The sequence below is a fragment of the Comamonas thiooxydans genome (assembly GCF_002157685.2).
Lineage (GTDB): Bacteria > Pseudomonadota > Gammaproteobacteria > Burkholderiales > Burkholderiaceae_C > Comamonas > Comamonas testosteroni_H.
In genome coordinates, this window is the sequence record NZ_AP026738.1 from 4,206,810 (window position 1) to 4,233,058 (window position 26,249).

24 protein-coding genes are annotated in these 26,249 nt (G+C 61.4%); 9 read left to right on the top strand and 15 right to left on the bottom strand.

Annotated elements, in window-relative coordinates; genetic code table 11:
* Positions 1–36: 36 nt before the first annotated feature.
* The 4 genes from CTR2_RS19530 to CTR2_RS19545 form a co-directional block, all read right to left on the bottom strand.
* A complete protein-coding gene (locus CTR2_RS19530; protein WP_087081736.1) occupies positions 37–1,044 on the bottom strand; it encodes a tripartite tricarboxylate transporter substrate binding protein in 1,008 nt (335 codons plus the stop codon).
* Positions 1,045–1,073: 29 nt separating this feature from the next.
* On the bottom strand, positions 1,074–2,252 hold the full coding sequence (locus tag CTR2_RS19535) for a M20 aminoacylase family protein (protein ID WP_087081734.1): 1,179 nt from the start codon (positions 2,250–2,252) through the stop codon (positions 1,074–1,076).
* 179 nt (positions 2,253–2,431) lie between these two features.
* Positions 2,432–3,427, bottom strand: a complete 996-nt coding sequence (locus tag CTR2_RS19540; protein WP_087081732.1) for a Bug family tripartite tricarboxylate transporter substrate binding protein — start codon at positions 3,425–3,427, stop codon at positions 2,432–2,434.
* Positions 3,428–3,527: 100 nt separating this feature from the next.
* Positions 3,528–5,234 carry an acyl-CoA dehydrogenase family protein gene (locus tag CTR2_RS19545; RefSeq protein ID WP_087081730.1) on the bottom strand — a complete coding sequence of 569 codons (1,707 nt, stop codon included), beginning with the start codon at positions 5,232–5,234 and terminating at the stop codon, positions 3,528–3,530.
* 251 nt (positions 5,235–5,485) lie between these two features.
* Here CTR2_RS19545 and CTR2_RS19550 point away from each other — a divergent pair, with 251 nt between their 5' ends.
* On the top strand, positions 5,486–6,373 hold the full coding sequence (locus CTR2_RS19550; protein WP_087081728.1) for a LysR family transcriptional regulator: 888 nt from the start codon (positions 5,486–5,488) through the stop codon (positions 6,371–6,373).
* Positions 6,374–6,530: 157 nt separating this feature from the next.
* Here the strand turns inward: CTR2_RS19550 and CTR2_RS19555 are convergent, their stop codons facing one another.
* The 4 genes from CTR2_RS19555 to CTR2_RS19570 form a co-directional block, all read right to left on the bottom strand.
* Positions 6,531–7,265 (bottom strand): aspartate/glutamate racemase family protein, encoded by a 735-nt coding sequence (locus CTR2_RS19555; protein WP_087081726.1) that lies wholly within the window; start codon positions 7,263–7,265, stop codon positions 6,531–6,533.
* An 18-nt stretch (positions 7,266–7,283) separates the two neighbouring features.
* Complete coding sequence (locus CTR2_RS19560; protein ID WP_087081724.1) at positions 7,284–8,819, bottom strand: NCS1 family nucleobase:cation symporter-1; 1,536 nt, start codon at positions 8,817–8,819, stop codon at positions 7,284–7,286.
* Between the two features lie 536 nt (positions 8,820–9,355).
* The gene (locus CTR2_RS19565; RefSeq protein ID WP_176391612.1) at positions 9,356–9,676 is read right to left on the bottom strand and encodes a hypothetical protein; all 321 of its coding nucleotides are present in this window, start codon (positions 9,674–9,676) and stop codon (positions 9,356–9,358) included.
* Between the two features lie 271 nt (positions 9,677–9,947).
* Complete coding sequence (locus tag CTR2_RS19570) at positions 9,948–10,649, bottom strand: GntR family transcriptional regulator (RefSeq protein WP_003063980.1); 702 nt, start codon at positions 10,647–10,649, stop codon at positions 9,948–9,950.
* Between the two features lie 282 nt (positions 10,650–10,931).
* Between CTR2_RS19570 and CTR2_RS19575 the strand changes: the two genes are divergently transcribed.
* The 3 genes from CTR2_RS19575 (at position 10,932) to bfr (ending at position 13,433) form a co-directional block, all read left to right on the top strand.
* The gene (locus tag CTR2_RS19575; protein ID WP_087081720.1) at positions 10,932–11,609 is read left to right on the top strand and encodes a GntR family transcriptional regulator; all 678 of its coding nucleotides are present in this window, start codon (positions 10,932–10,934) and stop codon (positions 11,607–11,609) included.
* The gene (puuE, locus tag CTR2_RS19580) at positions 11,606–12,574 is read left to right on the top strand and encodes an allantoinase PuuE (protein ID WP_087081717.1); all 969 of its coding nucleotides are present in this window, start codon (positions 11,606–11,608) and stop codon (positions 12,572–12,574) included. Before CTR2_RS19575 ends, puuE begins: the two co-directional genes overlap by 4 nt.
* A 394-nt stretch (positions 12,575–12,968) precedes the next feature.
* Positions 12,969–13,433, top strand: a complete 465-nt coding sequence (gene bfr / locus CTR2_RS19585; RefSeq protein WP_087081715.1) for a bacterioferritin — start codon at positions 12,969–12,971, stop codon at positions 13,431–13,433.
* A gap of 392 nt (positions 13,434–13,825) precedes the next feature.
* Here the strand turns inward: bfr and CTR2_RS19590 are convergent, their stop codons facing one another.
* Together CTR2_RS19590 and CTR2_RS19595 are read right to left on the bottom strand one after the other, a co-directional pair.
* The gene (locus CTR2_RS19590; protein WP_087081713.1) at positions 13,826–14,506 is read right to left on the bottom strand and encodes a 7-cyano-7-deazaguanine/7-aminomethyl-7-deazaguanine transporter; all 681 of its coding nucleotides are present in this window, start codon (positions 14,504–14,506) and stop codon (positions 13,826–13,828) included.
* A gap of 246 nt (positions 14,507–14,752) precedes the next feature.
* Positions 14,753–15,175: a hypothetical protein gene (locus CTR2_RS19595; protein WP_087084504.1), complete on the bottom strand. Its 423-nt coding sequence runs from the start codon at positions 15,173–15,175 to the stop codon at positions 14,753–14,755.
* 140 nt (positions 15,176–15,315) lie between these two features.
* On the opposite strand from CTR2_RS19595, the gene CTR2_RS19600 reads away from it, so the two are divergent.
* Positions 15,316–16,188: a helix-turn-helix domain-containing protein gene (locus CTR2_RS19600; protein WP_176391611.1), complete on the top strand. Its 873-nt coding sequence runs from the start codon at positions 15,316–15,318 to the stop codon at positions 16,186–16,188.
* Between the two features lie 82 nt (positions 16,189–16,270).
* On the opposite strand, the gene acnB is transcribed toward CTR2_RS19600, so the two are convergent.
* The 5 genes from acnB to CTR2_RS19625 all read right to left on the bottom strand — a co-directional run bounded on the left by acnB (position 16,271) and on the right by CTR2_RS19625 (position 22,391).
* Entirely contained in the window at positions 16,271–18,856 is a 2,586-nt protein-coding gene (gene acnB / locus CTR2_RS19605; protein WP_087081709.1) for a bifunctional aconitate hydratase 2/2-methylisocitrate dehydratase, read from the bottom strand.
* A gap of 97 nt (positions 18,857–18,953) precedes the next feature.
* On the bottom strand, positions 18,954–19,526 hold the full coding sequence (locus tag CTR2_RS19610; protein WP_087081707.1) for a hypothetical protein: 573 nt from the start codon (positions 19,524–19,526) through the stop codon (positions 18,954–18,956).
* Between the two features lie 31 nt (positions 19,527–19,557).
* A complete protein-coding gene (locus CTR2_RS19615) occupies positions 19,558–20,562 on the bottom strand; it encodes an HpcH/HpaI aldolase/citrate lyase family protein (RefSeq protein WP_087081705.1) in 1,005 nt (334 codons plus the stop codon).
* Positions 20,559–21,383 (bottom strand): trans-aconitate 2-methyltransferase, encoded by an 825-nt coding sequence (tam, locus tag CTR2_RS19620; protein ID WP_087081703.1) that lies wholly within the window; start codon positions 21,381–21,383, stop codon positions 20,559–20,561. The genes CTR2_RS19615 and tam overlap by 4 nt, the downstream gene beginning before the upstream one ends.
* An 18-nt stretch (positions 21,384–21,401) precedes the next feature.
* Entirely contained in the window at positions 21,402–22,391 is a 990-nt protein-coding gene (locus CTR2_RS19625) for a malate dehydrogenase (RefSeq protein WP_003053219.1), read from the bottom strand.
* Between the two features lie 229 nt (positions 22,392–22,620).
* Between CTR2_RS19625 and CTR2_RS19630 the strand changes: the two genes are divergently transcribed.
* The 4 genes from CTR2_RS19630 to sdhA all read left to right on the top strand — a co-directional run bounded on the left by CTR2_RS19630 (position 22,621) and on the right by sdhA (position 26,230).
* Positions 22,621–23,412 (top strand): GntR family transcriptional regulator, encoded by a 792-nt coding sequence (locus CTR2_RS19630; protein WP_003063570.1) that lies wholly within the window; start codon positions 22,621–22,623, stop codon positions 23,410–23,412.
* Positions 23,413–23,558: 146 nt separating this feature from the next.
* Positions 23,559–23,984 carry a succinate dehydrogenase, cytochrome b556 subunit gene (gene sdhC / locus CTR2_RS19635; RefSeq protein ID WP_003063573.1) on the top strand — a complete coding sequence of 142 codons (426 nt, stop codon included), beginning with the start codon at positions 23,559–23,561 and terminating at the stop codon, positions 23,982–23,984.
* Positions 23,985–24,025: 41 nt separating this feature from the next.
* On the top strand, positions 24,026–24,391 hold the full coding sequence (sdhD, locus tag CTR2_RS19640) for a succinate dehydrogenase, hydrophobic membrane anchor protein (RefSeq protein WP_003063575.1): 366 nt from the start codon (positions 24,026–24,028) through the stop codon (positions 24,389–24,391).
* A gap of 33 nt (positions 24,392–24,424) precedes the next feature.
* A complete protein-coding gene (gene sdhA, locus CTR2_RS19645; RefSeq protein WP_087081701.1) occupies positions 24,425–26,230 on the top strand; it encodes a succinate dehydrogenase flavoprotein subunit in 1,806 nt (601 codons plus the stop codon).
* Positions 26,231–26,249: the final 19 nt, after the last annotated feature.

The following is a 26,249-nucleotide window of genomic DNA, read 5'->3' on the forward strand; positions in this document are numbered from 1 at the left end:
CGTGAGCTTGCACCGCCAGTCGCGGCAGCCCATGTCTCAGGCCAGAGGCTTTCGGCTCACGCCGCGCACCAGCGCGCTCAAGCGCTGATGGATGGCATGGAAACTCTGGTCCGCCTCTACCTGCGAGGCAACGGGCTGGCGGAGGTGCTTGCCCTCCCGCTCCAGCTTGGCGCGGATTTCCGGATTCACCAGCGCCTGCCCTATGGCGCTGCGCAGCGCGGCCACGCGGTCGGCGGGTGTGCCCTTTTTCACGAAGTAGCCAGCGCTGACCGTGTATTCAAAGTCGGGGCTGAGACGGCTATGCGATATCAGCGGCACATGGGCCAGCTCCTTCGGCAAGGCCTTGGAAAAGCTGGTCAGAATCTTCAGGCGCCCCTGCCTGACCATGCCTTCGAAGCTTGTCTGATAAGGCAGGATGGCGAAGTCCACCTGCCCTCCCGCCAGGTCCTGCAGGGCCGGTGCACCGCCCTTGTAGGGCACATGCAGAAACGGCAGCTTCAGTCTGGCTGCGAGAGCATCGCCCATGAGGTTGTACATGGAGTCCACACCCACCGTGCCATAGGTCAGCGGGCCGCTTTTGCTGGCGCGTGCATATTCGATGAACTCGTCATAGCTTTCGACAGGCAGCCCGCTCTTGACCATGAGAACGATGGGCGACTCCGTCGTGGGAGCCGCCAGCGTGAAGTCGCCCGGCTTGTAGCGCGCTGCCGTATTGAGCATGGGCGCCAGGAAGATCTCGTTGGCCGAACCATGGAAGAACATATAGCCGTCTGCAGGCGCGTTGAGCACCTTGGCTGCGGCAATCAGGCCCGTTCCGCCGCCCAGGTTCTCCACCACCACCTGCTGCCTGATGCTGCGACCTATGGATTCGGCAAAGATGCGCGCAGCCACATCGCTGGCCCCACCTGCGGGAAAAGGCACCATAAGGACCAGAGGCTTGGCCGGAAAGCTTTCTGCAGCCCGGACCCCGGTCGAAGCTGCCGCCAAGGCAGCCGCCTGCCACAGCGTGTACCGCATAAAGCCGCGGCGGTTCCCTGTGTTCATCTTTTCTCTCCCGTTCAGAGTGCGACCGCTCAGGCCAGATAGCTTTGCACCAAGTGCGTCCAGAAAGCTGCCCCTATAGGCAGGGCCTTGTCATTGAAGTCGTACAGCGGGTTGTGCACCATGCAGCCTCCGTCCTCGCCCACACCGTTGCCCAGCCGGATATAGGCACCGGGGCGCTTTTGCAGCATGTAGGCAAAGTCTTCGCTGCCCATGGTCGGCGTGCGCTCGCCCACCTTGTCCTCGCCCAGCAGGCGTATGGCCACCTGCCGCGCGTATTCGGTCTGGGCTGCGCAATTCACGAGCACCGGGTACTTGTGCACGTAGTCGATGTCGCAGCTGAGCTGATAGCTCTCGGCCTGGGCCTGCACAAAGGCCTTGATGCGCTTTTCCACCCAGCTGCGCACGTCCGGGTGCAGGGCGCGCACGCCGATCTTGAGCACGGCGCTTTCAGGCACGATGTTGAAGACCTCGCCGGCCTGGATGGAGCCCACCGTGATCACGGCCGCCTGCTGGGCATCGATCTCGCGCGTGATGATGGACTGCAGCCCCAGCACGATGCTGGCCGCGCACTGCATGCTGTCTATGCCGTGGTGCGGCATGGCGCCATGGGCGCTGCGCCCGCGCAGCGTGACGGTCACGCGATCGAACGAAGCCATGGCCGGCCCCGAGCTGATCGCCATCCGGCCCACGGGCAGGCCCGGCGCGTTGTGCAGCGCGTAGATCTCGTCGCAGGGAAACAGCTCGAACAGGCCTTCGTCCACCATGCGCATGGCTCCGCCCTCGTTTTCCTCGGCCGGCTGGAAGATCAGGTTAAGCGTGCCGTCGAAATCAAGCTTCTCGGCGATGAACTTTGCCGCGCACAGCAGGATGGCGGTATGTCCATCATGGCCGCAGGCATGCATTTTCCCGGGCAGGCGACTGGCGTAGTCCAGGCCTGTTCTTTCATGGATGGGCAAGGCGTCCATGTCTGCGCGTATGCCCAGCGACTTGCTTCCCGATCCTTTTCTGAGCACGCCGACCACGCCGGTGACACCCAGGCCGCGGTGCACGGCATAGCCCCAGCGAGCCAGGGATGCGGCCACCATGTCGCTGGTGCGCGTCTCTTCAAAGGCAAGTTCGGGATGAGCATGGATGCTGCGGCGAACCTCCACGAACTCGGCAGCAACGGACTGCAGTTGGGCGAGCAGAAGGGACGTTGAAGATGTCATGGCTATGGATGGTTGAAGTACCCCGGCTCATGCCTTGCATGGACTCTCGGGCAGTGGCAGGAAGTGGCAGGCAGTGCGAAACAGTGTCCTCCTCACGGCCAAGGCGAGGAGTTTCGAAAAGTTCTAACACGTCCAACCTTCGATGGCATGCCTGCGCTTGCGCCCAAGCGACAGCGCCATCAGTCAAGCTTCACGCCAGCCTTTCGCACCACCTCGCTCCATTTGTCGAGCTCGCTCTTCACGAAGCCGGCCAGATAGGCGGGCTGGGTATCCGCGCCGCGCTCCAGGCCCTGGGCCGCAAAGGCTTTCTTCACATTCTCGGAATCCAGCGCCTTGGCATAGGCCTGATTGAGCAGCTCCACCCGCTCTGCCGGCATGCTCTTGGGTCCGACCACGCCGAAGAACACGCTCACGTCGTAGCCAGCCAGACCTTGCTCGGCGATCGTGGGGATCTGGGGCATGGCACTGGAGCGTTTGGCCGTGGCCACGCCGAGGGCCTTGACCTTGCCGGCCTTGATATAGGGCATGGCCGTGAGGATGTCGGTGAAGGTCATGTCCACCTGACCAGCCAGCAGGTCGTTGAGCGCCGGCCCCGTGCCCTTGTAGGGCACGTGCTGCAGCTGGGTGCCTGCCATGCCGTTGAACAGCACACCCGCCAGATGGGACGAGGCGCCGTTGCCCGAAGACGCGAAGTTGAGCTTGCCGGGCTTGCTCTTTTCCAGTGCGATCAGCTCCTTGACGTTGCTGACGCCCAGGTCCGGCCGCACCACCAGCACATTGGGCAGATAGCCCACATAGATGACGGGCGTGAAGCTCGTGCGCGGGTCGTAGCTGATGGACTTGTACAGCGGCTTGTTGATGGCTAGCGGGCCCGACGTGCCGAACATCAGCGTGTAACCGTCCGGCTTGGCGCGGGCCACGAAGTCCGCACCGATATTGCCGCCGGCGCCGGCCTTGTTCTCCACGATCACGCTCTGGCCCAGCTCCTTGGTCAGCTCTGTAGCCAGAATGCGGGCCATGGCATCGGTAGGGCCGCCGGGCGGGAACGGCACGATGAACATGATGGGGCGCTCGGGGAATTTCTCCGCGGCCTGGGCATTCGAAGAGATGCCCAGGCACAGGGCTGCGCTGGCGACCGCGATAGATCCGGCCAGCAGGCGACGGCTGATGTTCATGATTTGTCTCCTTGGTAGGTACGCCAGTCGGTGTTGGCTTTCAAAATACATAGCTGCTGGCGCTTGTCTGTATTACGTCAGAGCCGTTTTATTCATTGATTCACTCTTGCCAAGCAGGCGGCATCTCGGCCGCCGCCAGCGGATCGCGTGGCAGCACGCGGTGCAGCAGCACCAGTTGCGACAGGCGCAGGCGTTCTGCCGAGCCGGTCTGCGCGGCCTCCCACGCCATGGCGATGGCCGTGGTGCAGTTGTAGAGGCCGGTAGCGGCCTGGCGGGCGAGCACATCGCCGCCATCCTGCGCGGCCTTTTCCGCCAGGGCGCTGGCGCGGGCCAGCGCGTCCTCCAGGGCACTGCGGTAGCCGGGTGCCAGGCGCGCCTGGTCGAGCAGGCCGTGCAGGTATTGCTGCAGCACTGGCAGCGAGCCTTCGCGCTTGATGGCGCGGATCACGTCCAGCGCCACGATGTTGCTCGTGCCTTCCCAGATCGAGCCCAGGTGCGCGTCGCGCACCAGGCGCGGGTCGCTCCACTCCTCGATGTAGCCGCAGCCGCCGCGCACTTCCATGGCGTCGCCAGTGACCTTGCGCGCATCGCGGCAGGCGCGGAACTTGATCATCGGCGTGAGGATGCGCAGCAGCGCATAGGCGCCCTCCTCGCCCGCGTCGGAGCGCATCAGCGTCTGCGCGGTCTGGAACACCATGGTGCGTGCCTGTTCGGCGGGCACGCGCAGCTTGTCGAGCTGGCGCTGCATCAGCGGCATGTTTTCGAGGCGCTTGCCGAAGGCGATGCGCTCGTGGGCGATGAACTCGGCCTCCGCCACGGCGCGGCGCATCATGCCGGCCGAACGCACACCGTTCGACAGGCGCGAGTTGTTGACCATGTCGGCCATCTGCACGAAGCCCCGGCCCTGCTCGCCCACCAGGTAGGCCACGGCGCCGTCCATGCGGATCTCTCCGCTGGCCATGGACTTGGTTCCCATCTTGTCCTTCAGGCGAACGATGCGGTAGTGGTTGGTGCTGCCGTCGTCCAGGGTGCGCGGCAGCAGGAACAGCGAGATGCCCTTCATGCCCAGCGCACCGCCTTCAACGCGCGCCAGCACCATGGCGAACTCGGCATCGGGGTTGGAGCAGAACCACTTGTCGCCCGTGAGAAGCCACGAGCCGTCGGCCTGCGGGCGGGCCATGGTCAGCGTGTTGGCGATGTCGGAGCCTGCGGCCTGCTCGGTCATGAACATGGCGCCCTGGGCCTGTTCGTCCCAGTCCAGCGACAGCAGCTGCGGCAGGTACTTGCTCACCAGCTCGGGCGTGCCGAATTTCTTGAGCGTGCGCGTCAGCGAGTCAGTCATGGACAGCGGGCAGCACAGGCCGAACTCCGACTGCACGAACATGTAGGTGAGCGCGTATTTGACGGCCGGCGGCATCTTGCCCCGCCAGCCCAGCATGTCGTCGCGGTGCGAGATGGCCTGCAGGCCGAACTCGCCATAGGCAATGCGCTCCAGTTCCTCGTAGGCCGGGTGCTTGATGATGCGCTGGCGATCGACGCCGGCGCGGGTGCGGTATTCCAGCTCGGGGGGGTTCTTGTCGGCAATGCCGGCCAGCTCGTCCACACGCCCGCCCGCCAGATGGCCCATGCGCTGCAGATAGGGTTGCAGGTGGGCCAGCAGATCAGCCGGCAGGTAGAGTGCGAGCAGCGACTGCAGCTCAGGATCGGTGGCGTAGAAATTGGCACCGTGGCGATCAGGCACGGGATGGTCTGCAGCGCAGACAGCCTGGGCCACGGCATGCATCTGGCTCTTATCGTTGGCGGACATGAACGTCTCCTGCTGAATTCGAATATCCCCTGAGGAGCTGAGCACCCTCTCATTGAAAAGAGGACGACAACCTCGCTACAGGGCTTACCTTGCTTGCCGTCTCTGGTTCAGGCCGTGACGAATTCGGGCGATATGTACCGCACACAACGCCAGCAACGGAGGCAAGGACTGCCACGAATTTCAGCACCCTCATATATTCACGTCAAATATTATTAAAATCTTTCTCAATACTTTTTAAATATCAATAAAACATGGAACTGAGGTTGCTGCACTACTTCGTCACCCTCGCCGAAGAGCTTCATTTCAGCCGTGCGGCGCAGCGGCTGTCGATCTCCCAGCCCCCGCTGTCCGTGGCCATCAAGCAGCTGGAGCAGGAGCTGCAGGCCCAGTTGTTCGAGCGCAGCAGCAAGGGCGTGCGGCTGACTGCGGCCGGTGAACATTTGCTGGACAAGGCACGCCAGCTATTGGCGTTGAGTCAGCAGGCCGCCCAGGAAACGCGCGACGTGGCCCAGGGCACGCGCGGCCATCTGCGCCTGGGCTTCGTGGGATCGAGCCTGTACCGCGGCTTGCCACAGGCGCTGGAGCGGTTCCAGCACGACCACCCCCTGGTACGCGTGGACATGCTTGAGGCCAACAGCGCAGAGCAAATCCTGGACCTGCAGCAAATGCGGCTGGACATGGCCCTGGTCCACTCCATACAGCCGCCCGAAGGAATTGCCAGCCGGCTGCTGATGGAAGAGCCTTTCGTGGTCTGCCTGCCCGACCGCCACCCGCTGCAGGTCAGCTCCGCCATCGATCTGACCGAACTCAAAAACGACCGTCTGATTCTGTTCTCCAGCCTGGTCTCACCCACCTATCACCAGCGCATCTACGAGATGTGCCTGGCCCATGGCTTTGCACCCGAAGTACGCCACGAGGTACGGCACTGGCTGTCGGTGATCTCGCTGGTCTCGCTGGGTCAGGGCGTAGCCCTGGTACCCCAGGCGCTGACGCGCGTGGGCATGCCGCGCCTGGTGTTCCGCCCGCTCAAAGGCTCGCACCCATCATCGGAGATGCTGGCCATGTGGCGGCGTACACCGGCCAATCCGCTGGTGCAGGCATTGCTGGCCTGCCTGCACCAGGCGGTGACGGAACTATGACGCCAAGTCAGGACCGATCATCGCTGACCGGCAGGCCTGCCCGTATCTACTTCAGCGCTTCACAGCCGAACTCTTCGAGATAGCATTGGCTGCCCACAAGGAACTCTCGTCTGAATGGAAATAAGAGGCCAGGACGACTGACACAATTCCGGGCAATTCATCCTGCGACCTGGCTAGTGAATGGGAAGCCGGTCACGCGCTTGGCTCGGGGGGGAGCGTAGGTACGGACCTTGGAGGTGCTCAGGCCCAGGCGCACCAGCGACTCGGCAATGGTCACGGCCGCAGCTACTCCATCGACCACTGGTACACCAGTCAGTTCACGGATCTTGGCATCCAGCTCGGCCATGCCTCCACAGCCAAGGCAAATGACTTCCGCATGGTCTTCGCTGACGGCAAGGGCGGCCTGGCGAACAATCGCTTCAACCGCGCGCTCGGGTTGAGTCTCCAGCTCCAGCACAGCCATGCCACTGGCGCGAACCGATGCACAGCGGTCGTTCAGGCCAGCGAGCTTGAGTCGATCCTCTATCAATGGCACAGCGCGATCCAGCGTCGTGACCACCGAGTATTTGTGGCCCAGGAACATGGCCGCGGTGGCCGCTGCCTCGGTGATATCCACCACGGGAACGTCCAGCAACTCCTGCAGGCCTTCGCGGCCATGCTCACCGTAGCCGGCTTGAATGACGGCGTCAAAGGGTTGTCCATAGCTCATCACCGCATCCATAACTCCGACTGCGGCAAGATAGCTCTCGAAATTCCCCTCGACCGATTCGGCCCCAAAGCGCGGGGTCAGCGCGACTATCTCTGTTCCAGGCGCAGCAACCTTCCGAGCTTGCATGCCGATGGCATGGGTCATCGACTCGGTGGTGTTCACGTTCACGATCAAAATGCGCATGATTTTCAACTTTCCTTCTCAGTGTTTGGCGGAGGCTACGGAAATGGCTTCGCCATCCTGGTCGTCGTAGGTGAGGCCTTTTGGTGCAACCATCCAATAGAACAAGGCGCCCAGTCCGGCTGCAATGAACCAGGAGAACTGGGACAGCGATTGCAGCGTCGGCAGGAATGCAAAGAGCAGCGAGATCAGGGATGAAGGAATCAGAGCCTGAATTGCCTTGGGGTTGATGCCGTTGCGGTAGTGATAGGGGCCTGCAGGGTCGTGTGTATAGAGCGCCGGAACGTTCACGCGCTGTTTGCGGATCAGCCAGTAGTCGGCCATCACGATGCCGAACAGCGGACCCAGAAAAGAACCCAGGCCGCCCAGGAAGTAGACGATGACCAGCGGAGAGTTGTAGAGATTCCAGGGCAGGATCACGAAGCCGAGAACTGCGCTGACAAGAGCTGCCCGGCGGAAGTTCAGATGCCTGGGCATGAGGTTGGCCAGCGCCAGGGCCGGAGCCACAAAGTTGGCCATCAGGTTCACGGCGATGGTCAGGATCAGCAGCGAAAGACTGGCCAACATCAACAGCGGCTTGTTGGGAATGTTCTGGACGATGTCGGTCGGGCTTTGAATCAGCGTGCCATCGATGGCAAGCTGGCCGCCTGTCAGGATGACCACGATCAAGCCGAAGATCAGCATATTGATCGGAATGCCCCAGAAATTGCCTTTCACCACGGCGCTGCTGGAGGTGGCTGCCCGTGTGAAATCACAGAAGTTCAGCACGAAGGTACCGTAGATAGCAACCCACAATGACGCGGCGCCCAGGATTTGCAGCCACATGGCACCGCCGCTGCTTTCAAAAGGGGCGGACCAGTGCAGAGTCCACTTGGCGCTGTAGAAGATCCATCCTGCCAAGGCAATGAAAGTCAACAGAATTACAGGTCCGGCAAAGGCCTCGTACTTTCGGATGCTCTCCATGCCCCAGCAGGCAATGAGCACCTGCACAATCCACAAGATGGAGAAGCTAAGCCACCCCAGCAATGGCAGGCCCAGTACAACTTGCTCTTTCAGCGACTGCAAGCCGGGAAACAGCGTGATCAGCATCACGTCGAGAACCATCGATGCCAGGTAGGTTTGAATGCCGAACCAGGCAATAGCGACTCCGCCGCGGATCAATGCAGGAATCTGCGCACCGCGTGTGCCAAAGCTGATGCGGCTCATCACCGGAAAGGGAATCCCTGTACGGGTCCCCATAAAGCCCGAGAGGGACAGCAGCACGAACAGAAATGCCGCACCCAGCAGAAGCGCCATCAGAATCTGGTGTCCTCCCAGCCCAAGCGTAAAAAGACCAATGGCAAACGCGTAGTTGCCGAGGCTGTGTACATCGTTGGCCCAAAGAGTGAACAGACTGTAGCTCCCCCAGGTACGCCCCTCCTTTGAGGTAGGAGCCAGATCGTGGTTGTACAGCGCCGGAGAAACTCCGGCCGGCAAGCCTTTATCTCGCTTTGAGCTTGTAGTGTTGGCCCCTGAGGCCAATGACTCACCATGGGTGTCCAGTACTAGGTTGTTCATATGCCGCCTTCCATCAGGGTGCTCCGTGGAGCCCCTTTGCCATGACCTCATTTCGGCTGAGCAGGTCATGCTTGTCTACCGTTATTAGCGGCTACGGGCGACGCAGGCCTGCAGCCATGTTTTCGCTGCTGAAGAGCTGTGATGCCTATGAAGCGAATCTGCCTCGTGTCCACCTGCTTCAGCAAGCTTGTTCAGAAATGCTTTGAACACATCACTGACATGCATGCAATGTATACAAGACATGAATTCAAGGCGCTAGTAGGAACCCTGGTTCTATCGGCCAGAGATATTGGTTCGATGGAGTCTTCAGATCGGAGGACGAACGGTCACTTGCAGGCGCAGCAAGCCCTGGCGTGCATTTCTGCCCCGGGCGAGGTGCTGAAACCTACACTTTGATCATGGCTGTTTTGCGTAGATACCTATCTATGAACCTCTACACGATCCGCGCAGTGCAAAGCCAGGTTGCTGTGCGTATCAAGAGGCCATAGAAAAGACTCTCGAATTCACACACCGGAATGAGTACCAGTAGTCACTGGTCAGTTGTTGCAAAGCTGGCATTCAGCCAGCGTCCATCGCCGCAATATCGCTCGCCAATGAGCAATCGGCACTGATGCTCCCATGGCTTTGAGATCAGTTGCGATGTCGGGCCGGGCAGAGACAGCTGCATTCACCAAGGTCGGCAGCAGTTGAGATAGATGGATTGCCCATTCGGCAGGTAATGCGCAGACGAGCGCCTTGTTGCGATCGGTGGCATTGGAAATTCTTGCTGGAAGACCATTCCACGATGCGATGGCTATCCATGTGGTTTCATGGCCCTCATTGAAATCGTTCCAGCCTCTATCTGCAACGCGAGCCATTCCAGGTCTTGGTCGAGGAACTGGCGTAGCGTCGGTGCCATGATTACCATGGACCGAGGCGGCTCCTCGATGAATGCTGCCGGGCACGATCAGCAAACGCGTAAGTCATCACCAGCACAGATGGCGAGTTCAATCGCGCCCTGGTAGGGGCAAGCGCTTCAAGCTTCAATATTGGCTCGCCTGAAAGTGTTGGGAGCTCAAGATCAGCAAAGCGGCCGAGCGGCTCAACCAGGCTGGATCCCGTCAAGGACTCCCATCGACTTTGAAACGCCTATTTGGCTGAAGACGAATCTTCAGGAGCCAGAATGGAGCGGAGTCGGTTGCGTGCTCCGCGACGACCGATCAGGCTTTCATCAAGGCGCGATGCCAATGCATCGATGTGAGCAATCATTAATTGCTCAGCTCGCAGATTGTCTCCAGCCGCCAGCGCCTCAACAATGGCGGCGTGATCGTCATTGAAGACTCTGGCCTCAGTCTTCGATTGGTATAGATCTGAAATCAGAGTTGTGCGTGCCGAGAGATCGACCATCATGGAAGTCAGGAACCGATTGCCGAGACACTCTGCCAAGCAAATATGAAAGTCGGCCAGCAGCCAGCTGCGCGCTTCTGCGTCCCCACAGGCAATGGCTTTGCGCTCTTCGGCGATGTGCTTGCGCAGGCGTTTCAGTGTTGCCTGCAAGGGTTGACCAGCATCACGCAGCATGCCCGGTTCAACGACGCGCCTCGCTGCATAGGTTTCCTGAGCCTCCTCAAACGAAGGCTCTGCAACATACCAGCCAACCCTGGAGCGGACCTCCACAAACCCCCGGGTCTGAAGGTGCATCAATGCCTCGCGGACCAGGGTGCGGCTGACCTGAAACAAGTCCGCAATGTCTTGTTCACCCAGTTTCTCTCCCGGGCGAAGCTTGGCTGTCAGGATCGACTCTATGAGACGCTCGGCGATCTTGGTTTTGGTGATGACTGGAGTACTCATTAAATTGATTTTATGCGACCGAACTGTTACGAAGTTGAGGATAGGAAGAGTCAATAAATTCGACCATGCCCGCAATGGCAAGTGATAAATCTTGCGCCCCAGAGAACATGTGACGGAGCTGGCTGAACGAGGAGCGTAAGTTAAATATGCCTGGTGGGCTATTCGCCCTTCTTCTCCTGCGATTGCCTCAAGAAACGTCCGGTACACCTTAAGGGAGAACACCTAGCTTTTCCTCAATCAACGTTGTATACAAGTGTTGAGTTCAAGATTTATGATGAAGCAATGGAAACCTCACTCACCTGGTCCATTGCAGAAAGTCTGACCAAAGCAATTGTTGAACATCGGCTGATGCCCGGCACCAAGTTATCGGAACAGAAGCTGGCCAATCATTTTGGTGTTTCCCGCACTCTGGTTCGCCAGGCTTTGTTTCAGGCATCACAGAACCGGCTGATCAAGCTCGAGCCCACGCGCGGCGCCTTTGTGGCCACGCCCTCGGTTGAAGAAGCGCGCCAGGTCTTTGCCGTGCGTCGTATGCTCGAAGCCGAAATGGTGCGCAATTTTGCCGCGCAGCAGACACCCTCCCGCTTGTTGGAGCTCAAGGCGCATGTGGCTGCCGAGAAGAAGGCCATGGAAGCCAATGACGTGGGCCAGTGCACCGAGCTGCTGGGCGACTTCCATGTGCGCATGGCCGAGCTCATGGGCAACGAGGTGCTGGCTCAGCTGCTGGGCGAGCTGATTTCCCGCTGCGCATTGATCACCCTGATGTACCAGTCTGCATCGGCGGCCGAGCATTCGCACGAAGAACATGCCGACATCGTGACCGCACTGGCTGCGGGCGATGCCGAACATGCGGTGCAGCTGATGTTGCAGCACCTCGATCACATGGAAGAAGGCATGTCCTTTAACCGTATTTTGCCAACGCGCGACTTGTCGATGGCACTTTCATCCGTATCCCTATGACTTACGATTCCACCGCCTCCTACCCACGCGACCTGATTGGCTACGGCCGCAACACGCCCCATCCCGAATGGCCCGGCAAAGCCCGCGTGGCCGTTCAGTTCGTGCTGAACTACGAAGAAGGCGGTGAGAACCATATCCTGCATGGCGACCCCGGCAGCGAGCAGTTTCTGTCGGAGATGTTCAATCCCGCCAGCTACCCGGCCCGTCACATGAGCATGGACGGCATTTATGAATACGGCTCGCGCGCCGGCGTCTGGCGCATCCTCAAGGAGTTCGAGAAGCGTGGTCTGCCGCTGACCGTGTTCGGCGTGGCCACGGCGCTGCAAAAGCATCGCGAGCTGGCCCAGGCCTTTGACGAGCTCGGCCACGAAGTGGCCTGCCACGGCCTGAAGTGGATTCACTACCAGAACGTGCCCGAGGAGATCGAGCGCGCCCACATGCAGCAATGCGTGGACATCTTTGAAGAGCTGTACGGCGCGGGCGGCGACCACGGCCTGGGCTGGTACACCGGCCGCGACAGCCCCAACAGCCACCGCATCGTGGCGGACGCAGGTCGCTTTACCTACGACAGCGATTACTACGGCGACGACCTGCCCTTCTGGATGAAGGTTGCCAAGAGCGACGGCACGACGCACCAGCAGCTGATCGTTCCCTACACGCTGGACGTGAACGATATGCGCTTTGCCCTGCCCCAGGGTTACTCGCATGCCGATCCGTTCTTCCAGTACATGAAGGACACATTCGATGTCCTGTACGCCGAGGGCAATGCCAGCGGCGACAACGCCCCCAAGATGATGAGCATCGGCATGCACTGCCGACTGCTGGGCCGTCCCGGCCGGATTACAGCGCTGCAGCGCTTCCTCGACCACATCCAGAAGCACGACAACGTGTGGGTGTGCCGCCGTATTGATTTGGCTCGTCACTGGGCCGAGCGTTTCCCCTGCAATGAAGCCGTCTCGGCCTGACTGTACGATCCGAAAACCCCAGGAGATTGAGGAAGGCGAGCAGGGAACTCGATTTTTCGAGGCGTCATCCGCAGCCAGTTGCAACTAGTGCGGCCCTGCACCCCTGCCCTGTGGGCAGGGGTGGCATCTGCCGGGGACTAGCCAAGTGCGCCAAGTGCTGTCCCTGCTTTATCGTTGATCGATCCATGCTGACCAAAAGTGCTGGGGGTTATCGCCATCCCTTGCGAGGAATCGGACGAACCCGATCAGCCTCGATAAGCACCGAGCAATGCGAATGCATCTGCTTACAGCCCGCATCCAGAGCGCGTGCGCTCGGGAATTGATAGCTGTCTTTGATTCCCGAAGCCAGTCGCGGGATACTTCAGGCTTCGAAAATTCACCGAGAACAACAACTATGCAAGGCCATCCCGAAGTCGTCGACTACCTCAAGGACCTGCTTCGCGGCGAGCTCGCGGCGCGCGACCAGTATTTTGCCCACTCGCGCATCTATGAAGACCAGGGGTTCGCCAAGCTCTTCACGCGCCTGGACCACGAGATGCAGGAAGAAACCCAGCATGCCGACGCACTGCTGCGCCGTATCCTGATGCTGGGCGGTCGCCCCGACATGCGCCCCAAGGAATTCACGCCCGGTGAGACCGTACCCGAGATGTTGCGCAAGGACCTGGATACCGAATACGAAGTCCGTGCCGGCCTGCAACAAGGCGTGGCGCTGTGCGAGCAGCACCGCGACTATGTGAGCCGCGACATCCTGCTGGCCCAGTTGCACGATACCGAGGAAGACCACGCCTACTGGCTGGAAAAGCAGCTGGGCCTGATCGAGAAGGTCGGGCTGCAGAACTATCTGCAAAGCCAGACCTGAGCCCCTGCAGCGCAGCGCGGAGAAAGACTGAGGCCGTCCTTGAAAGACGGCCTTTTTTATGGGCTCGAGACGAATTCAGAAACCCTAGTCATCACCAATGACGGCGGAGCGGCCTTCTGCCGGATTGTCGATCTTGCAAGGCTCGCCCGGACCCATCTTCTGGAACGAGGCACCACCAAATTCACGCCCTTGTGACGCCCCATTGACTCGTTGACAAACGACAAGCCAGAGCAACCTCGGGCGGCTCGGCCATCACCGAATGTCATCCGGGACTGCCGCTCGCCGCCTCCAACCTGGCACAAGCTGCGGCTGCCTGCAGGACCTGGCGCTGCCGATGCACATGTCACCCACGACAGGCCTCTGCACCCAGGCCTGTCCTGCATACCGCGTCCTCAGCGGATTGCCGTTGCGGGCGTGGCCTGCACGCTCATGCTGCGCACGATGGCCGCCAGCACCACACCATAGGCCGGGACAAACAGCAGCAGACTCACCCCCAGCTTGATGACATAGTCGACCATGGCGATTTCCACCCAGTTGGCCGCCATGAAGGCATCGGAGCTATTCCAGAAGGCGATGGAGAAAAAGGCCGCAGTGTCCAGCACCTGGCCGAACACCGACGCGGCCGCCGGAGCCAGCCACCAGGAATGGCTTTTCTGGCGGATGCGGTCGAAGACCTGAATATCCAGCAACTGACCCAGCACATAAGCGGCAAAGCTGGCCAGTGCGATGCGGAACACAAAGCCGTTGAAGCTTTGCAGCGCCTCCCAGCCATTGAAGCGGCCTTCGTGGAACAGCACGCCCACCACATAGGACACCACCAGCGCGGGCAGCATGGCACGCATGATGACGCGCCGCGCCGCGGTCTTGCCGATCAGGCGCACGGTCAGGTCGGTGGCCAGAAAGATGAAGGGGAAGCTGAAGGCGCCCCAGGTGCTGTGAAAGCCCAGCAGCGTGATGGGCAGCTGCACCAGGTAGTTGCTGGCGATGACCAGCGCGATATGGAAAGCGACGAGAACGGAGAGATAAAACGGCACGCGCGACGCTTGCGTCTGCACGGCATGAGCGGATGTCATGACAGTCCTTTTTGGTCGATGGGGGCGAGGGAACCCATGGTTGCGAAGAGTACGCCAGCGCGGCGCAACCGTGAATTTTACGCGGTACGGGATTATCTCTGCCTCCCTCGGCCCGCTTATCCGCCCGGGCGCATGGCGGATATAAGAAAAAGCATAGCTTGTAGCGCCTGCCAATCCATGTTCTCAACAATGAATCAGCCTGCTTTCAATAGATGACAGGCGCTAGCCGCTATCCTTTTTCATCGCTCAAAGCGCGAGCTGCGCCTCCCGGCGAGCCTGATGGCGCGTGGCACGCAGCCCTGCCCACTGCAGATCGGCCAGGACCAGCACCACGACCGCCTGCGCCGCCACCCAGGCCAGACCCCAGGCGCTGAGCGCCAGGCCGGAGCCAAATACCAGGACCGCGCAGCCCAGTGCCCAGCCCAGATTGCCAACCGCCACCAGACCGATCAGCGTGCGCGGCAGGGGCTGGCGACGCGCCATCCAGGCGGCGGCCGATGCATAGGCGAGCAGGAAAAGACCTGTTGCCGTCAGCAGGAAGGGCGGCAGCCCCGTCAGATCGGCCAGCGGCCGCTGCAAGGCCAGCTGCAGCGCACCCGTGGCGGCACAGGAGGCCGCATCGGCCCACATCACAAGACGCAGAAAACGGGGAGAGGCAAAGAGGGACATGGAAAACTCCTGTTCTGAGAGCAAGTTCTTGCGGCCGGCCCTGTGCCGGCTGCTGGGGTCCATGATTGCCAGCCGCGCGCACAGCGTCGATAACCTCGCAGGTCATGGCCGCTTATGCGGCCTGCCACTACGATGCGGCCATGACTTCCAGCACCGCCCCCTCTTCCTTTCATGCCGCCCACATGCCGCCCGGCGCACGCGCGCCCTTCGGCGAACACCTGCGCCACTGGCGCCAGCACCGCCGGCTGAGCCAGCAAGGGCTGGCGCTGGAGGCCGAGATCTCGACGCGCCACCTGAGCTACGTGGAAACGGGCCGTGCCCAGCCCAGCCGAGAGATGGTGCTGCGCCTGGCCGAGCGCCTGTCGGTGCCGCTGCGCGAGCGCAATGCATTGCTGGTGGCGGCGGGCTTTGCGCCCATGTACCAGGCCCGCCCGCTGGACCATCCCGATCTAGCCGCCGCGCGCCAGGCCGTGGAGCTGGTGCTCAAGGGCCATGAGCCCAGCCCGGCGCTAGCCGTGGACAGACACTGGAACCTGGTGGCCGCCAATGCCGTCGTGCCGCTGCTGCTGGACGGCGTGGCACCCTGGCTGCTGGAGCCGCCTGTGAATGTGCTGCGCCTGAGCCTGCACCCCGAGGGACTGGGGCCTCGTCTGGCCAATGCCGGCCAATGGCGCGCCCATCTGCTGCACCGCCTGCAGCAGCAGATCGCCGCCACGGCGGACGGCGAGCTGCAGGCACTGCATGACGAGATTGCAGCCTATCCGTTCGCGGGCCTTGAGGGCCCGGCCCATGGCGCGGCAGCCACCAGCGCTGCCAGCCCGGTCGCCAGCCATATCGCCGTGCCTTTCGAGCTGCACACCGATCTGGGCACGCTGAGCTTCATCAGCACCATCACCATCTTCGGCACGCCCGTGGACGTGACACTGCAGGAGCTGGCCGTCGAATCCTTCTTTCCCGCAAATGCCGAGACGCAGAAGGCGCTGCAGCGGCTGCAGGCCCGGCACACGGCCTGAAAAGCAAAAAGCCCGCAGGACTTGCATCCTGCGGGCTTTGGGGGCGGGCCCTTGAAGACCCTGTGATCTGGCGCCTGAGCGCTTAGATCTTGGCCGCCACTTCCGCGTACTCGGCGATTTCGTTGAAGTTCATGTAGCGGTAGACGGAGGCCTTGTCGGCATCGATCACGCCCATTTCCTTCAGGTACTCTTCCTTGGAAGGCAGGTAGCCCAGACGCGAAGCGATGGCTGCCAGCTCGGCCGAGCCCAGATACACATTGGTGTTCTTGCCCAGACGGTTGGGGAAGTTACGAGTGGAAGTCGAGATGACAGTCGCACCTTCGCGCACTTGAGCCTGGTTGCCCATGCACAGCGAGCAGCCGGGCATTTCGGTACGTGCACCAGCAGTACCGAAGGCAGAGTAGTGACCTTCCTTGATCAGCTCGTCCTGGTCCATCTTGGTGGGAGGAGCCACCCACAGCTTGACGGGGATGTCACGCTGGCCGCCCAGCAGCTTGGCTGCAGCGCGGAAGTGACCGATGTTGGTCATGCAGGAGCCGATGAAGGCTTCGTCGATCTTGGCGCCGGCCACGTCAGACAGGGTCTTGGCATCATCAGGATCGTTCGGGCAGCAGACGATGGGTTCCTTGATGTCGGACATGTCGATTTCGATGACGTGAGCGTACTCAGCGTTCTTGTCGGCTTCCAGCAGGTCTGGCTTGGCCAGCCATGCTTCGACCTTCTCGATACGGCGCTGCAGAGTCTTGGCGTCGGCGTAACCGTCAGCGATCATGTTCTTCATCAGAACGATGTTCGATGTCAGGTATTCCTTGATCGGCTCAGGGTTCAGCTTGATCGTGCAACCGGCGGCAGAGCGCTCGGCAGAAGCGTCGGACAGCTCGAATGCTTGTTCAACCTTCAGATCTGGCAGACCTTCGATTTCCAGGATGCGACCCGAGAATTCGTTGATCTTGCCGGCCTTGGCCACGGTCAGCAGACCTTGCTTGATACCGTACAGAGGAATTGCGTGCACCAGATCGCGCAGGGTCACGCCAGGCTGCATTTCGCCCTTGAAGCGCACCAGCACGGATTCGGGCATGTCCAGAGGCATTACGCCGGTAGCGGCGCCGAAGGCCACCAGACCGGAGCCTGCGGGGAAGGAAATGCCGATGGGGAAACGGGTGTGCGAGTCGCCACCGGTACCCACGGTGTCGGGCAGCAGCAGACGGTTGAGCCAGCTGTGGATCACGCCGTCACCAGGACGCAGGGCCACGCCGCCGCGGTTGCTGATGAAGTTGGGCAGTTCGCGGTGGGTCTTCACGTCCACGGGCTTGGGATAAGCCGCTGTGTGGCAGAAGGACTGCATCACCATGTCGGCGGAGAAGCCCAGGCAGGCCAGATCCTTGAGCTCGTCGCGAGTCATGGGGCCGGTGGTGTCCTGCGAACCGACGGTGGTCATGCGAGGCTCGCAGTAAGTACCGGGGCGCACGCCCTGGCCTTCGGGCAGACCGCAGGCGCGGCCGACCATCTTCTGGGCCAGCGTGAAGCCTGCGTTAGAAGCAGCAGGAGCCTGGGGCAGGCGGAACTCGGTGGATGCGGGCAGACCCAGGGCTTCGCGAGCCTTGGCGGTCAGCGAACGGCCGATGATCAGGTTGATACGGCCGCCGGCTTGCACTTCGTCCAGCAGCACGTCGGACTTGAGCTGGAAGTCAGCCACGGTTTCGCCGTTCTTGACGATCTTGCCAGCGTAGGGCAGCACGTCGATCACGTCGCCCATTTCCAGCTTGGAAACATCGACTTCGATGGGCAGAGCGCCGGAGTCTTCTTGCGTGTTGAAGAAGATGGGAGCGATCTTGCCGCCCAGCGTTACGCCGCCAAAGCGCTTGTTGGGAACAAAGGGAATGTCCACGCCCGTGCCCCAGATGATGGAGTTGGTGGCGGACTTGCGCGAAGAACCGGTACCGACCACGTCACCCACGTAGGCAACCAGATGGCCCTTCTTCTTCAGGTCTTCGATGAACTGCATGGGGCCGCGCTTGCCGTCTTCTTCGGGCTTGAACGCCGCGTCGGGACGCGTGTTCTTGAGCATGGCCAGGTAGTGCAGAGGAATGTCGGGACGGCTCCAGGCATCGGGAGCGGGCGACAGGTCGTCGGTGTTGGTCTCGCCAGGCACCTTGAAGACGGTGACGGTGATCTTTTCCTCGACCTTGGGACGCGAAGTGAACCACTCGGCGTCGGCCCAGCTTTGCATCACTTCCTTGGCCTTGGCATTGCCGGCCTTGGCCTTGTCGGCCACGTCGTTGAAGAAGTCGAACATCAGCAGTGTCTTCTTCAGCGCATCGGCAGCCACGCCAGCCACTTCGGCATCGTCCAGCAGCTCGATCAGGGGGTGCACGTTGTAGCCACCCACCATGGTGCCCAGCAGCTCGGTGGCCTTGGCCTTGGAGATGAGACCCACCTTCAAGTCGCCGTGAGCCACGGCAGCCAGGAAGGAAGCCTTGACCTTGGCTGCATCATCCACACCGGGCGGCACGCGATGAGTCAGCAGATCCATCAGGAATGCGTCTTCACCGGCGGGTGGGTTCTTGATCAGCTCGATCAGGTCTGCGACCTGCTTGGCATCCAGAGGCAGCGGGGGGATGCCCAGTGCGGCGCGTTCTGCCACATGGTCACGGTAGGCTTTCAACATGGGTTCTCTCCAATGGTTTTTTGAAAAAGGCTGCGCGTGGAGCGCGAATTACAGGACTGGCGCATGTGCGATACGCCAGCCCTCAGCCTCGCCAGACTTATTTACTGTCCAGCAGGCTGGGAGGTGGGTTCTTGCGGATGGCTTCGGCCACTTGCTGCTGCTCGGGGCTCATGCACTCATCCGCCAGACGCTGGCCGGCCTTCTGGTTCATCAGCATGGACTTGTTGGCGATCTGCAGCCACACGGCTCCGGCAGCCTTGTCTTCCAGGCGCACGGTGCCGGTGGAAGTCTTGACGGGAGACATGTGGTACTTGAAGCCACGGCCGTCCACGATGAAGTAGCCGGGGTTGGCTGCGTCGGCGTTCACGTTCACATAGGCGCCCAGCTCGCAGGCAATGCGGCCCTTGTGCACGCGTTCGGCCACGGCCAGCTCTTCCGTGCCCAGAGGGGAGGAAGCCGGGCCGGCGGCCACGGCGGCGGCAGCGCCTGCGCCACCTGCAGCGACGGCAGCGGCAGCCTTGCCCTTCTTGGACGTAGTGGTGGCCTTCTTGGCGGCGGGAGCCTTCTTGGCGGCGGCTGCCTTGGCCTTGGGAGCGGTTTCTGCCACGGCAGAGTGGCTGATTGCGACCAGGGGGGCGGCAATCATCAAAGTGGCGATCAGGGTCTTCATAGGAATTAGCTCCTGCAGACTTGTTATGAGTTCAACGGATTGAGGCCGGGGCAAACCAGGGTTGAACTTCAACCGGCAGGACCTGCCCCGTCTGGTGAGCGCGCTCCAGCAACTGCCAGAAATAGCGGTAGCTCGCGCGGTCGTGTAGTACACCACCAAAACTGATGGGCGCCCAATTCTGCACCGCTGCAGAGGTAAGTATTTGTGCCGCCTGTAGAACTTCGTCCTCTGCTGGCGCAAATGCACGCAGAATCGGGCGAATCTGGTCAGGATGGATGCTCCACATGCGTGTGTAGCCAAGCTCACGCGAGGCTTTTTGCGCACAAGCCTGCAAAGCTTCAGGATTCTTGAATTCCGTGACCACGCAGTGCGAGGGCACCTTGCCGTGGGCATGGCAGGCCGCCGCGATCTCGAGCTTGGCACGAACCACCAGCGGATGCTCGAACTGGCCCTGCGCCGTCATGGCGGAGGCAGGGATGGCGCCGCCATGGGCCGAGACGAAATCCATCAGCCCGAAGGAGATGCTCTGCACGGCCGGATGTGCGGCGATGTCGAAGGCCTGCTGCACGGCAGCAGGAGACTCAATCAAGACATGTAGCGGCACACGCTTGTCTGTCGCGCGCTGCAGGGCCACTTCGGCCTTGATGACGTCATCCACCGACTCCACCTTGGGAATCATGATGTGGCAGAGCTTGTCTGCCGCGCCGCCGGCAATGATGTCCATGTCGGCCTGGAAATGGGCATGGTCCACCGCATGCACCCGGGCCGCCACGCGCGCGCCTTGAGCCGCTCCATTCGCCAGCTCGACCACCAGACGCGCGTGCTCGGCCTCCTGGCCGACGGGAGCGCCGTCCTCGCAGTCCAGCGTCACGTCGAACACGCAGGTGCCGAACTCCAGCATCATCTCGGCCTGCAGCTGCAGGCTTTTGCGCATGCGCGCTTCCACGCCGCTGTAGTGATCGCAGACGGGCAGACGCTGAGCGCCACCCTGAGCGTCGAGCAGCACGGTGGCGGGATGAACCAGTTCTTTCGTCATGACTTGCGCTGAGCCACCATGAAAAGTCGGGGGAAAGCCAGCAGACGCTTGCCGTCGGCTCGCTCCGGATAAGCCGCATCGATGCGGTTTTGATACTCGGCCAGATACTCGGCCTGCAGCTCCTGGGGCAAACCTTCCACGAAAGGCTTGAGGCCCGTGCTGCTGAGCCACTGCACAATCGCCGCGGCCGAGTCCATGGGATGCTGGTAGACGGTGTGCCACACATCCACGCTCGCGGCCTCGTTCGCGGGAGCAGCCGGCTGGGGCGCTGCCAGCAGGTCGTAATAGACCCCAATGGGCAAAATTTCGGTACGCACCTTGCTCGCATTTCCGATGTGCGCCGCAAACCGGGGCAGCTGCGCGACTTCGCGCATGTTTCGGTGCGAGGGTTCCTGACGGTTGTCAGGCATCTGCACGGCCAGCACGCCACCGGGCGCCAGCAGCGAAAACAGACGGGGAATCAGGCTCTCATGCTCGCCCACCCACTGGATGGAGGCATTCGCATAAATCAAATCAGGCGCTGGCTCACCTTCGGCAGGTGCCCAGGAGGCAATATCACCAGCCTCGAACCTGGCCTGCGGCAACTGCTTTCGCGCAGTCTCCAGCATGGCTTCGGAATTGTCGACACCGACCACATCGGCGCCGGGAAAACGCTCCACCAGAAGCTCGGTGGAGTTGCCCGGCCCGCAGCCCAGATCCACGATGCGGAGGCTGCGAGCGGGTGAATGCAAGCTGGAAGGTACTCTTGCCAGCAGTTCTGCCGCAGGGCGTGTGCGCTCATTGGCAAAGCGCAGATACAGCGCAGGGTTCCAGTCTTGCATAGGTTTTGCGCTGATTAATTACAGCAGGTGCTTGACGCCGTCTTGCTCGCCTTGCAGCTCAGCCAGAGTCTTGTTGATGCACTCTTGCGAGAAGGCATCGATTTCCAGACCTTCGACGATCTTGTATTCGCCGTCAGCCGTGGTGGTCACGGGGAAGCCGAACACGATACCGGCGGGGATGCCGTACTCGCCGTTGGAAGGCACGCCCATGGTGACCCATTCGCCGTTGGAGCCCAGAGCCCAGTCACGCATGTGATCGATGGCAGCGTTGGCAGCCGAAGCAGCCGACGACAGGCCGCGAGCAGCAATGATGGCGGCGCCGCGCTTGCCCACGGTGGGCAGGAACACGTTGGCATTCCATTCCTGGTCGTTGATGGCTTCCTTCACGGACTTGCCGTCCACGGTGGCGAAGCGGTAGTCGGCGTACATGGTGGGCGAGTGGTTGCCCCACACGGTCAGCTTGCGGATGTCGCCAACCTTGAAGCCGCCCTTGGCAGCCAGCTGGGAAGCCGCGCGGTTGTGGTCCAGACGCAGCATGGCGGTGAAGTTCTTGGCGGGCAGATCGGGGGCCGACTTCATGGCGATGTAGGCGTTGGTGTTGGCGGGGTTGCCGACCACCAGAACCTTGACATTGCGCGAAGCCACGGCGTTCAGAGCCTTGCCCTGGGCGGTGAAGATCTGGGCGTTGGCGGCCAGCAGGTCCGCACGTTCCATGCCGGGGCCACGAGGACGGGCGCCCACCAGCAGAGCGTAGTCGGTGTCCTTGAAGGCGGTCATGGGGTCGGCGTGGGCTTCGATGCCAGCCAGCAGGGGGAAGGCGCAGTCTTCCAGCTCCATGATCACGCCCTTCAGAGCGTTTTGAGCCTTTTCGTCGGGGATTTCCAGCAGTTGCAGAATAACGGGCTGATCTTTACCCAGCATTTCGCCGGAGGCGATGCGGAACAACAGGGCGTAACCGATTTGGCCAGCTGCGCCGGTAACGGCGACACGGACGGGCTTCTTGCTCATGGTGAAACTCCAAGATTGGAAAAAAGTGAGATGTTATGGGCGCCAGGTTGCACCAGCGTAACCACCAGTAGCGCAAGCTCCGCAAACATGCGGCAAGTGTACTGCTGAAATCAAAGCCCGGTCAATTTGTCTTATGTCTTATATAAGATATGATCTTCACTTAGCGACCAGAGTCAAATCGACTGTTTTTGTGCATCGCATCGCGGAGGCGATACCTTCAAAACTAACTATGCCCAGCCCCCACAACACAGCCCCGGACAACAACGCCAGCCATAGCGGTGGTGCCGGCGTCTCCACCCCAGCCTTCAGCCCTCTGTACCAGCAGATCAAGGGCCTGATCCTGCAAAGTCTGGAAGCTGGCGAATGGCGCCCCGGAGAACTGATCCCCAGTGAAATGGAGCTGGCAGCCCGCTTCAAGGTCAGCCAGGGCACGGTGCGCAAGGCAATCGATGAGCTGGCTGCCGAAAATCTGGTCATGCGCCGTCAGGGCAAGGGCACGTTTGTGGCCACTCACGCCGCCCAGCAGGTGCAGTATCGCTTTCTGAATCTGCGCCCCGATGCCGGCGACCTGCAGGGCGAAGGCCGTGCAGAGCGCCACATCCTGGAGTGCCGCCGCCTGCGCGCGCCTGCCGAAGTGGCCCGCGCCCTGGCCCTGCGCACCGGCGACGCCGTGATGCATGTGCGCCGCACCCTGTCCTTTGCCGCAATCCCGACTATTTTGGAGGACATCTGGCTGCCTGGCAACGCCTTCAAGGGGCTGACGACCGAGCAGATGTCCAACTACCAGGGCCCCACTTACGCCATGTTCGAGCTCGACTATGGCGTGCGCATGGTGCGGGCCGACGAGAAAATTCGCGCCGTTCTTCCGGACGCCGAGCAAGCCCAGTTGCTGAACATTCCCAGCACCACGCCGCTGCTCAGCGTGGAGCGAACCGCTTACACATACAACGATGTTCCCATGGAGTTACGACGCGGTCTGTACCGCACCGACACCCATCATTACCGCAATGCATTGAACTGAATCCCCCCGTAAAAGCGTTGATTGCAACAGAGCCCAATCATCTGCTATGCAAATTCGGCTAACGGATTCTGCTGCATTGCAATAGAATTTTGTGTCGCTTCGCACTAGCGATTACAACGCAGTTACATCCACGAAAGTACCCTGCCATGACAGAGCAAAAAGCAAAACAGCGGCCAGAGTTCCGCAATATCAACTTCTTCTCGGACCTACCGACCTATCGCCTGCCCCTGGCAGGCATTGTGTCCATTCTGCACCGCGTCAGCGGCCTGCTGATGGCGATCCTGCTGCCGTTCATCATCTGGATGTTCGACAACTCGATCTCGTCGGAAATTTCGTTTGACTCCTTCACGTCGGTATTCGCAGGTCCCTTTGGCTGGTTTGCCAAGCTCGTCTGCCTGGCACTGATCTGGGCCTATCTGCACCACTTCTGCGCAGGTGTCCGCCATCTGGTGATGGACGTGAACCACCATGCCGTGAACAAGCAGACCGGCAAGTCCACCGCCGCCGTCGTTCTGTGCATCAGCGTTGCCCTGACCGTGGTGCTTGGCGCCAAGCTGTTCGGCCTGTACTGATCAGCGCCCAGTCAATAACACCTCACGATAAGGAAACAACCATGTCCGTGAATTACGGCTCCAAGCGCACCGTTGTCGGTGCGCACTATGGCACCCGCGACTTTCTGGCTCAACGCTCTACCGCCGTCCTGATGGCGCTGTACACCGTTGTGCTGCTGGTGCGCTTTCTGACGGTCGGCGGCCCCGTGGGCTACGAGCAGTGGGCCGGCATTTTTGCTCCCCAGTGGATGAAGTTTCTGACCCTGGCCCTCTTCGTGGCTCTGGGCTGGCATGCCTGGATCGGCGTGCGTGACATCTGGATGGACTACGTCAAGCCCGTGGGCCTGCGCCTTGCACTGCAAGTGGTCACCATTGTCTGGCTGGTCGGCTGCATCGGCTGGGGCATCCAGGTTCTGTGGCGTCTCTGATTGAGACACAGTCTCCACGATTGAAGGTTAAGAATGAGCTACTCCAAAGCAAATATCACCAAGCGCAAGTTTGACGTCGTGATCGTCGGTGCCGGCGGCTCCGGCCTGCGCGCTGCGCTGGAACTGTCGCGCGCCGGTCTGTCCGTCGCCTCGCTGTCCAAGGTTTTCCCCACTCGCTCGCACACTGTGGCTGCCCAAGGCGGCGTGTCCGCTTCGCTGGGCAATATGAGCGAAGACAACTGGCACTATCACTTCTACGACACCATCAAGGGCTCCGACTGGCTGGGCGACCAGGACGCCATCGAGTTCATGTGCCGTGAAGCGCCGAACGTCGTGATCGAGCTCGAGCACTTCGGCATGCCTTTCGACCGCAATGCCGACGGCACCATCTACCAGCGCCCCTTCGGCGGCCACACCGCCAACTACGGCGAAAAGCCCGTGCAACGCGCCTGCGCTGCCGCTGACCGTACCGGTCACGCCATGCTGCACACGCTGTACCAGCAGAACGTCAAGTCCAAGACCAACTTCTTCGTGGAGTGGATGGCGCTGGACCTGATCCGCAACACCCAGGGCGATGTGGTCGGCGTGACCGCACTGGAACTGGAAACCGGCGATCTGTACGAGCTGCACGCCAAGGCCGTGCTGCTGGCTACCGGCGGTGCCGGCCGTATCTTCCAGGCTTCGACCAACGCCTTCATCAACACCGGTGACGGCCTGGGCATGGCTGCTCGCGCCGGCATTCCTCTGCAGGACATGGAGTTCTGGCAGTTCCACCCCACCGGCGTGGCCGGTGCCGGCGTGCTGCTGACCGAAGGCTGCCGCGGCGAAGGCGCTATTCTTTTGAATAGCGAAGGCGAGCGCTTCATGGAGCGTTACGCTCCCACGCTGAAGGATCTGGCACCGCGTGACTTCGTGTCGCGTTCGATGGACCAGGAAATCAAGGAAGGTCGCGGCTGCGGTCCCAACAAGGACTACATCCTGATGAAGCTGGACCACCTGGGTGCCGAAACCATCCGCAAGCGTCTGCCTTCCGTGGAAGAAATCGGCCACAACTTCGCCAACGTGGACATCACCAAGGAACCCATCCCCGTGGTTCCCACCATCCACTACCAGATGGGCGGCATCCCGACCAACATCAACGGTCAGGTCGTGGTCTGGGACGGTCAGCAGAACAATGTGGTCAACGGTCTCTACGCCGTTGGCGAATGCTCGTGCGTGTCCGTGCACGGCGCCAACCGCCTGGGCACCAATTCGCTGCTGGACCTGCTGGTCTTCGGCAAGTCTGCCGGCAAGCACATCGTGGAATTCGTCAACGGCTTCGGCGCTCACCACGAAGCGCCCGCCGACGGCGCCGACCGCACCCTGGCCCGCCTCAACCAGCTGCAAGACTCCAAGGACGGCACCTACGCCCAGGACGTCGCTGGCGAGATCCGTCAATCCATGCAGACTCATGCTGGCGTGTTCCGCACGCAAAAGAGCATGGACGAAGGCGTGGAAAAGATCAACGCGATCCGCGAGAAGGTCGGCTCCGTGACCCTGAAGGACAAGTCCATGGTGTGGAACACCGCTCGCATGGAAGCCCTGGAAGTGGACAACCTGATCGAAGTGGCACAAGCCACCATGACCTCGGCCGCAGCCCGCAAGGAATGCCGTGGCGCACACACCGTGTACGACTACGAGCACCCTGCCGACCACGCCGAATTCCCCCTGGGCCGCAACGACAAGGAATGGCTCAAGCACACACTGTGGGACAGCGCGACCAACAGCCTGACCTACAAGCCTGTGAACCTCAAGCCCCTGACCGTTGCCAGCGTTCCTCCCAAGGTCCGCACGTTCTAATTCAGCAGCCCACGAGAGA

What these genes read in the sequence shown, in the direction of transcription:
- CTR2_RS19590 (WP_087081713.1), bottom strand. Translation starts at nt 14,506, where the DNA reads ATGACATCCGCTCATGCCGTGCAGACGCAAGCGTCGCGCGTGCCGTTT.
- CTR2_RS19550 (WP_087081728.1), top strand. Translation starts at nt 5,486, where the DNA reads ATGGAACTGAGGTTGCTGCACTACTTCGTCACCCTCGCCGAAGAGCTT.
- CTR2_RS19625 (WP_003053219.1), bottom strand. Translation starts at nt 22,391, where the DNA reads ATGAGCAAGAAGCCCGTCCGTGTCGCCGTTACCGGCGCAGCTGGCCAA.
- tam (WP_087081703.1), bottom strand. Translation starts at nt 21,383, where the DNA reads ATGCAAGACTGGAACCCTGCGCTGTATCTGCGCTTTGCCAATGAGCGC.
- CTR2_RS19575 (WP_087081720.1), top strand. Translation starts at nt 10,932, where the DNA reads ATGGAAACCTCACTCACCTGGTCCATTGCAGAAAGTCTGACCAAAGCA.
- CTR2_RS19540 (WP_087081732.1), bottom strand. Translation starts at nt 3,427, where the DNA reads ATGAACATCAGCCGTCGCCTGCTGGCCGGATCTATCGCGGTCGCCAGC.
- CTR2_RS19555 (WP_087081726.1), bottom strand. Translation starts at nt 7,265, where the DNA reads ATGCGCATTTTGATCGTGAACGTGAACACCACCGAGTCGATGACCCAT.
- CTR2_RS19595 (WP_087084504.1), bottom strand. Translation starts at nt 15,175, where the DNA reads ATGTCCCTCTTTGCCTCTCCCCGTTTTCTGCGTCTTGTGATGTGGGCC.
- CTR2_RS19630 (WP_003063570.1), top strand. Translation starts at nt 22,621, where the DNA reads ATGCCCAGCCCCCACAACACAGCCCCGGACAACAACGCCAGCCATAGC.
- CTR2_RS19545 (WP_087081730.1), bottom strand. Translation starts at nt 5,234, where the DNA reads ATGTCCGCCAACGATAAGAGCCAGATGCATGCCGTGGCCCAGGCTGTC.
- acnB (WP_087081709.1), bottom strand. Translation starts at nt 18,856, where the DNA reads ATGTTGAAAGCCTACCGTGACCATGTGGCAGAACGCGCCGCACTGGGC.
- CTR2_RS19565 (WP_176391612.1), bottom strand. Translation starts at nt 9,676, where the DNA reads ATGGCTCGCGTTGCAGATAGAGGCTGGAACGATTTCAATGAGGGCCAT.
- sdhC (WP_003063573.1), top strand. Translation starts at nt 23,559, where the DNA reads ATGACAGAGCAAAAAGCAAAACAGCGGCCAGAGTTCCGCAATATCAAC.
- CTR2_RS19610 (WP_087081707.1), bottom strand. Translation starts at nt 19,526, where the DNA reads ATGAAGACCCTGATCGCCACTTTGATGATTGCCGCCCCCCTGGTCGCA.
- sdhA (WP_087081701.1), top strand. Translation starts at nt 24,425, where the DNA reads ATGAGCTACTCCAAAGCAAATATCACCAAGCGCAAGTTTGACGTCGTG.
- CTR2_RS19560 (WP_087081724.1), bottom strand. Translation starts at nt 8,819, where the DNA reads ATGAACAACCTAGTACTGGACACCCATGGTGAGTCATTGGCCTCAGGG.
- bfr (WP_087081715.1), top strand. Translation starts at nt 12,969, where the DNA reads ATGCAAGGCCATCCCGAAGTCGTCGACTACCTCAAGGACCTGCTTCGC.
- CTR2_RS19530 (WP_087081736.1), bottom strand. Translation starts at nt 1,044, where the DNA reads ATGAACACAGGGAACCGCCGCGGCTTTATGCGGTACACGCTGTGGCAG.
- puuE (WP_087081717.1), top strand. Translation starts at nt 11,606, where the DNA reads ATGACTTACGATTCCACCGCCTCCTACCCACGCGACCTGATTGGCTAC.
- CTR2_RS19570 (WP_003063980.1), bottom strand. Translation starts at nt 10,649, where the DNA reads ATGAGTACTCCAGTCATCACCAAAACCAAGATCGCCGAGCGTCTCATA.
- CTR2_RS19615 (WP_087081705.1), bottom strand. Translation starts at nt 20,562, where the DNA reads ATGACGAAAGAACTGGTTCATCCCGCCACCGTGCTGCTCGACGCTCAG.
- CTR2_RS19535 (WP_087081734.1), bottom strand. Translation starts at nt 2,252, where the DNA reads ATGACATCTTCAACGTCCCTTCTGCTCGCCCAACTGCAGTCCGTTGCT.
- CTR2_RS19600 (WP_176391611.1), top strand. Translation starts at nt 15,316, where the DNA reads ATGACTTCCAGCACCGCCCCCTCTTCCTTTCATGCCGCCCACATGCCG.
- sdhD (WP_003063575.1), top strand. Translation starts at nt 24,026, where the DNA reads ATGTCCGTGAATTACGGCTCCAAGCGCACCGTTGTCGGTGCGCACTAT.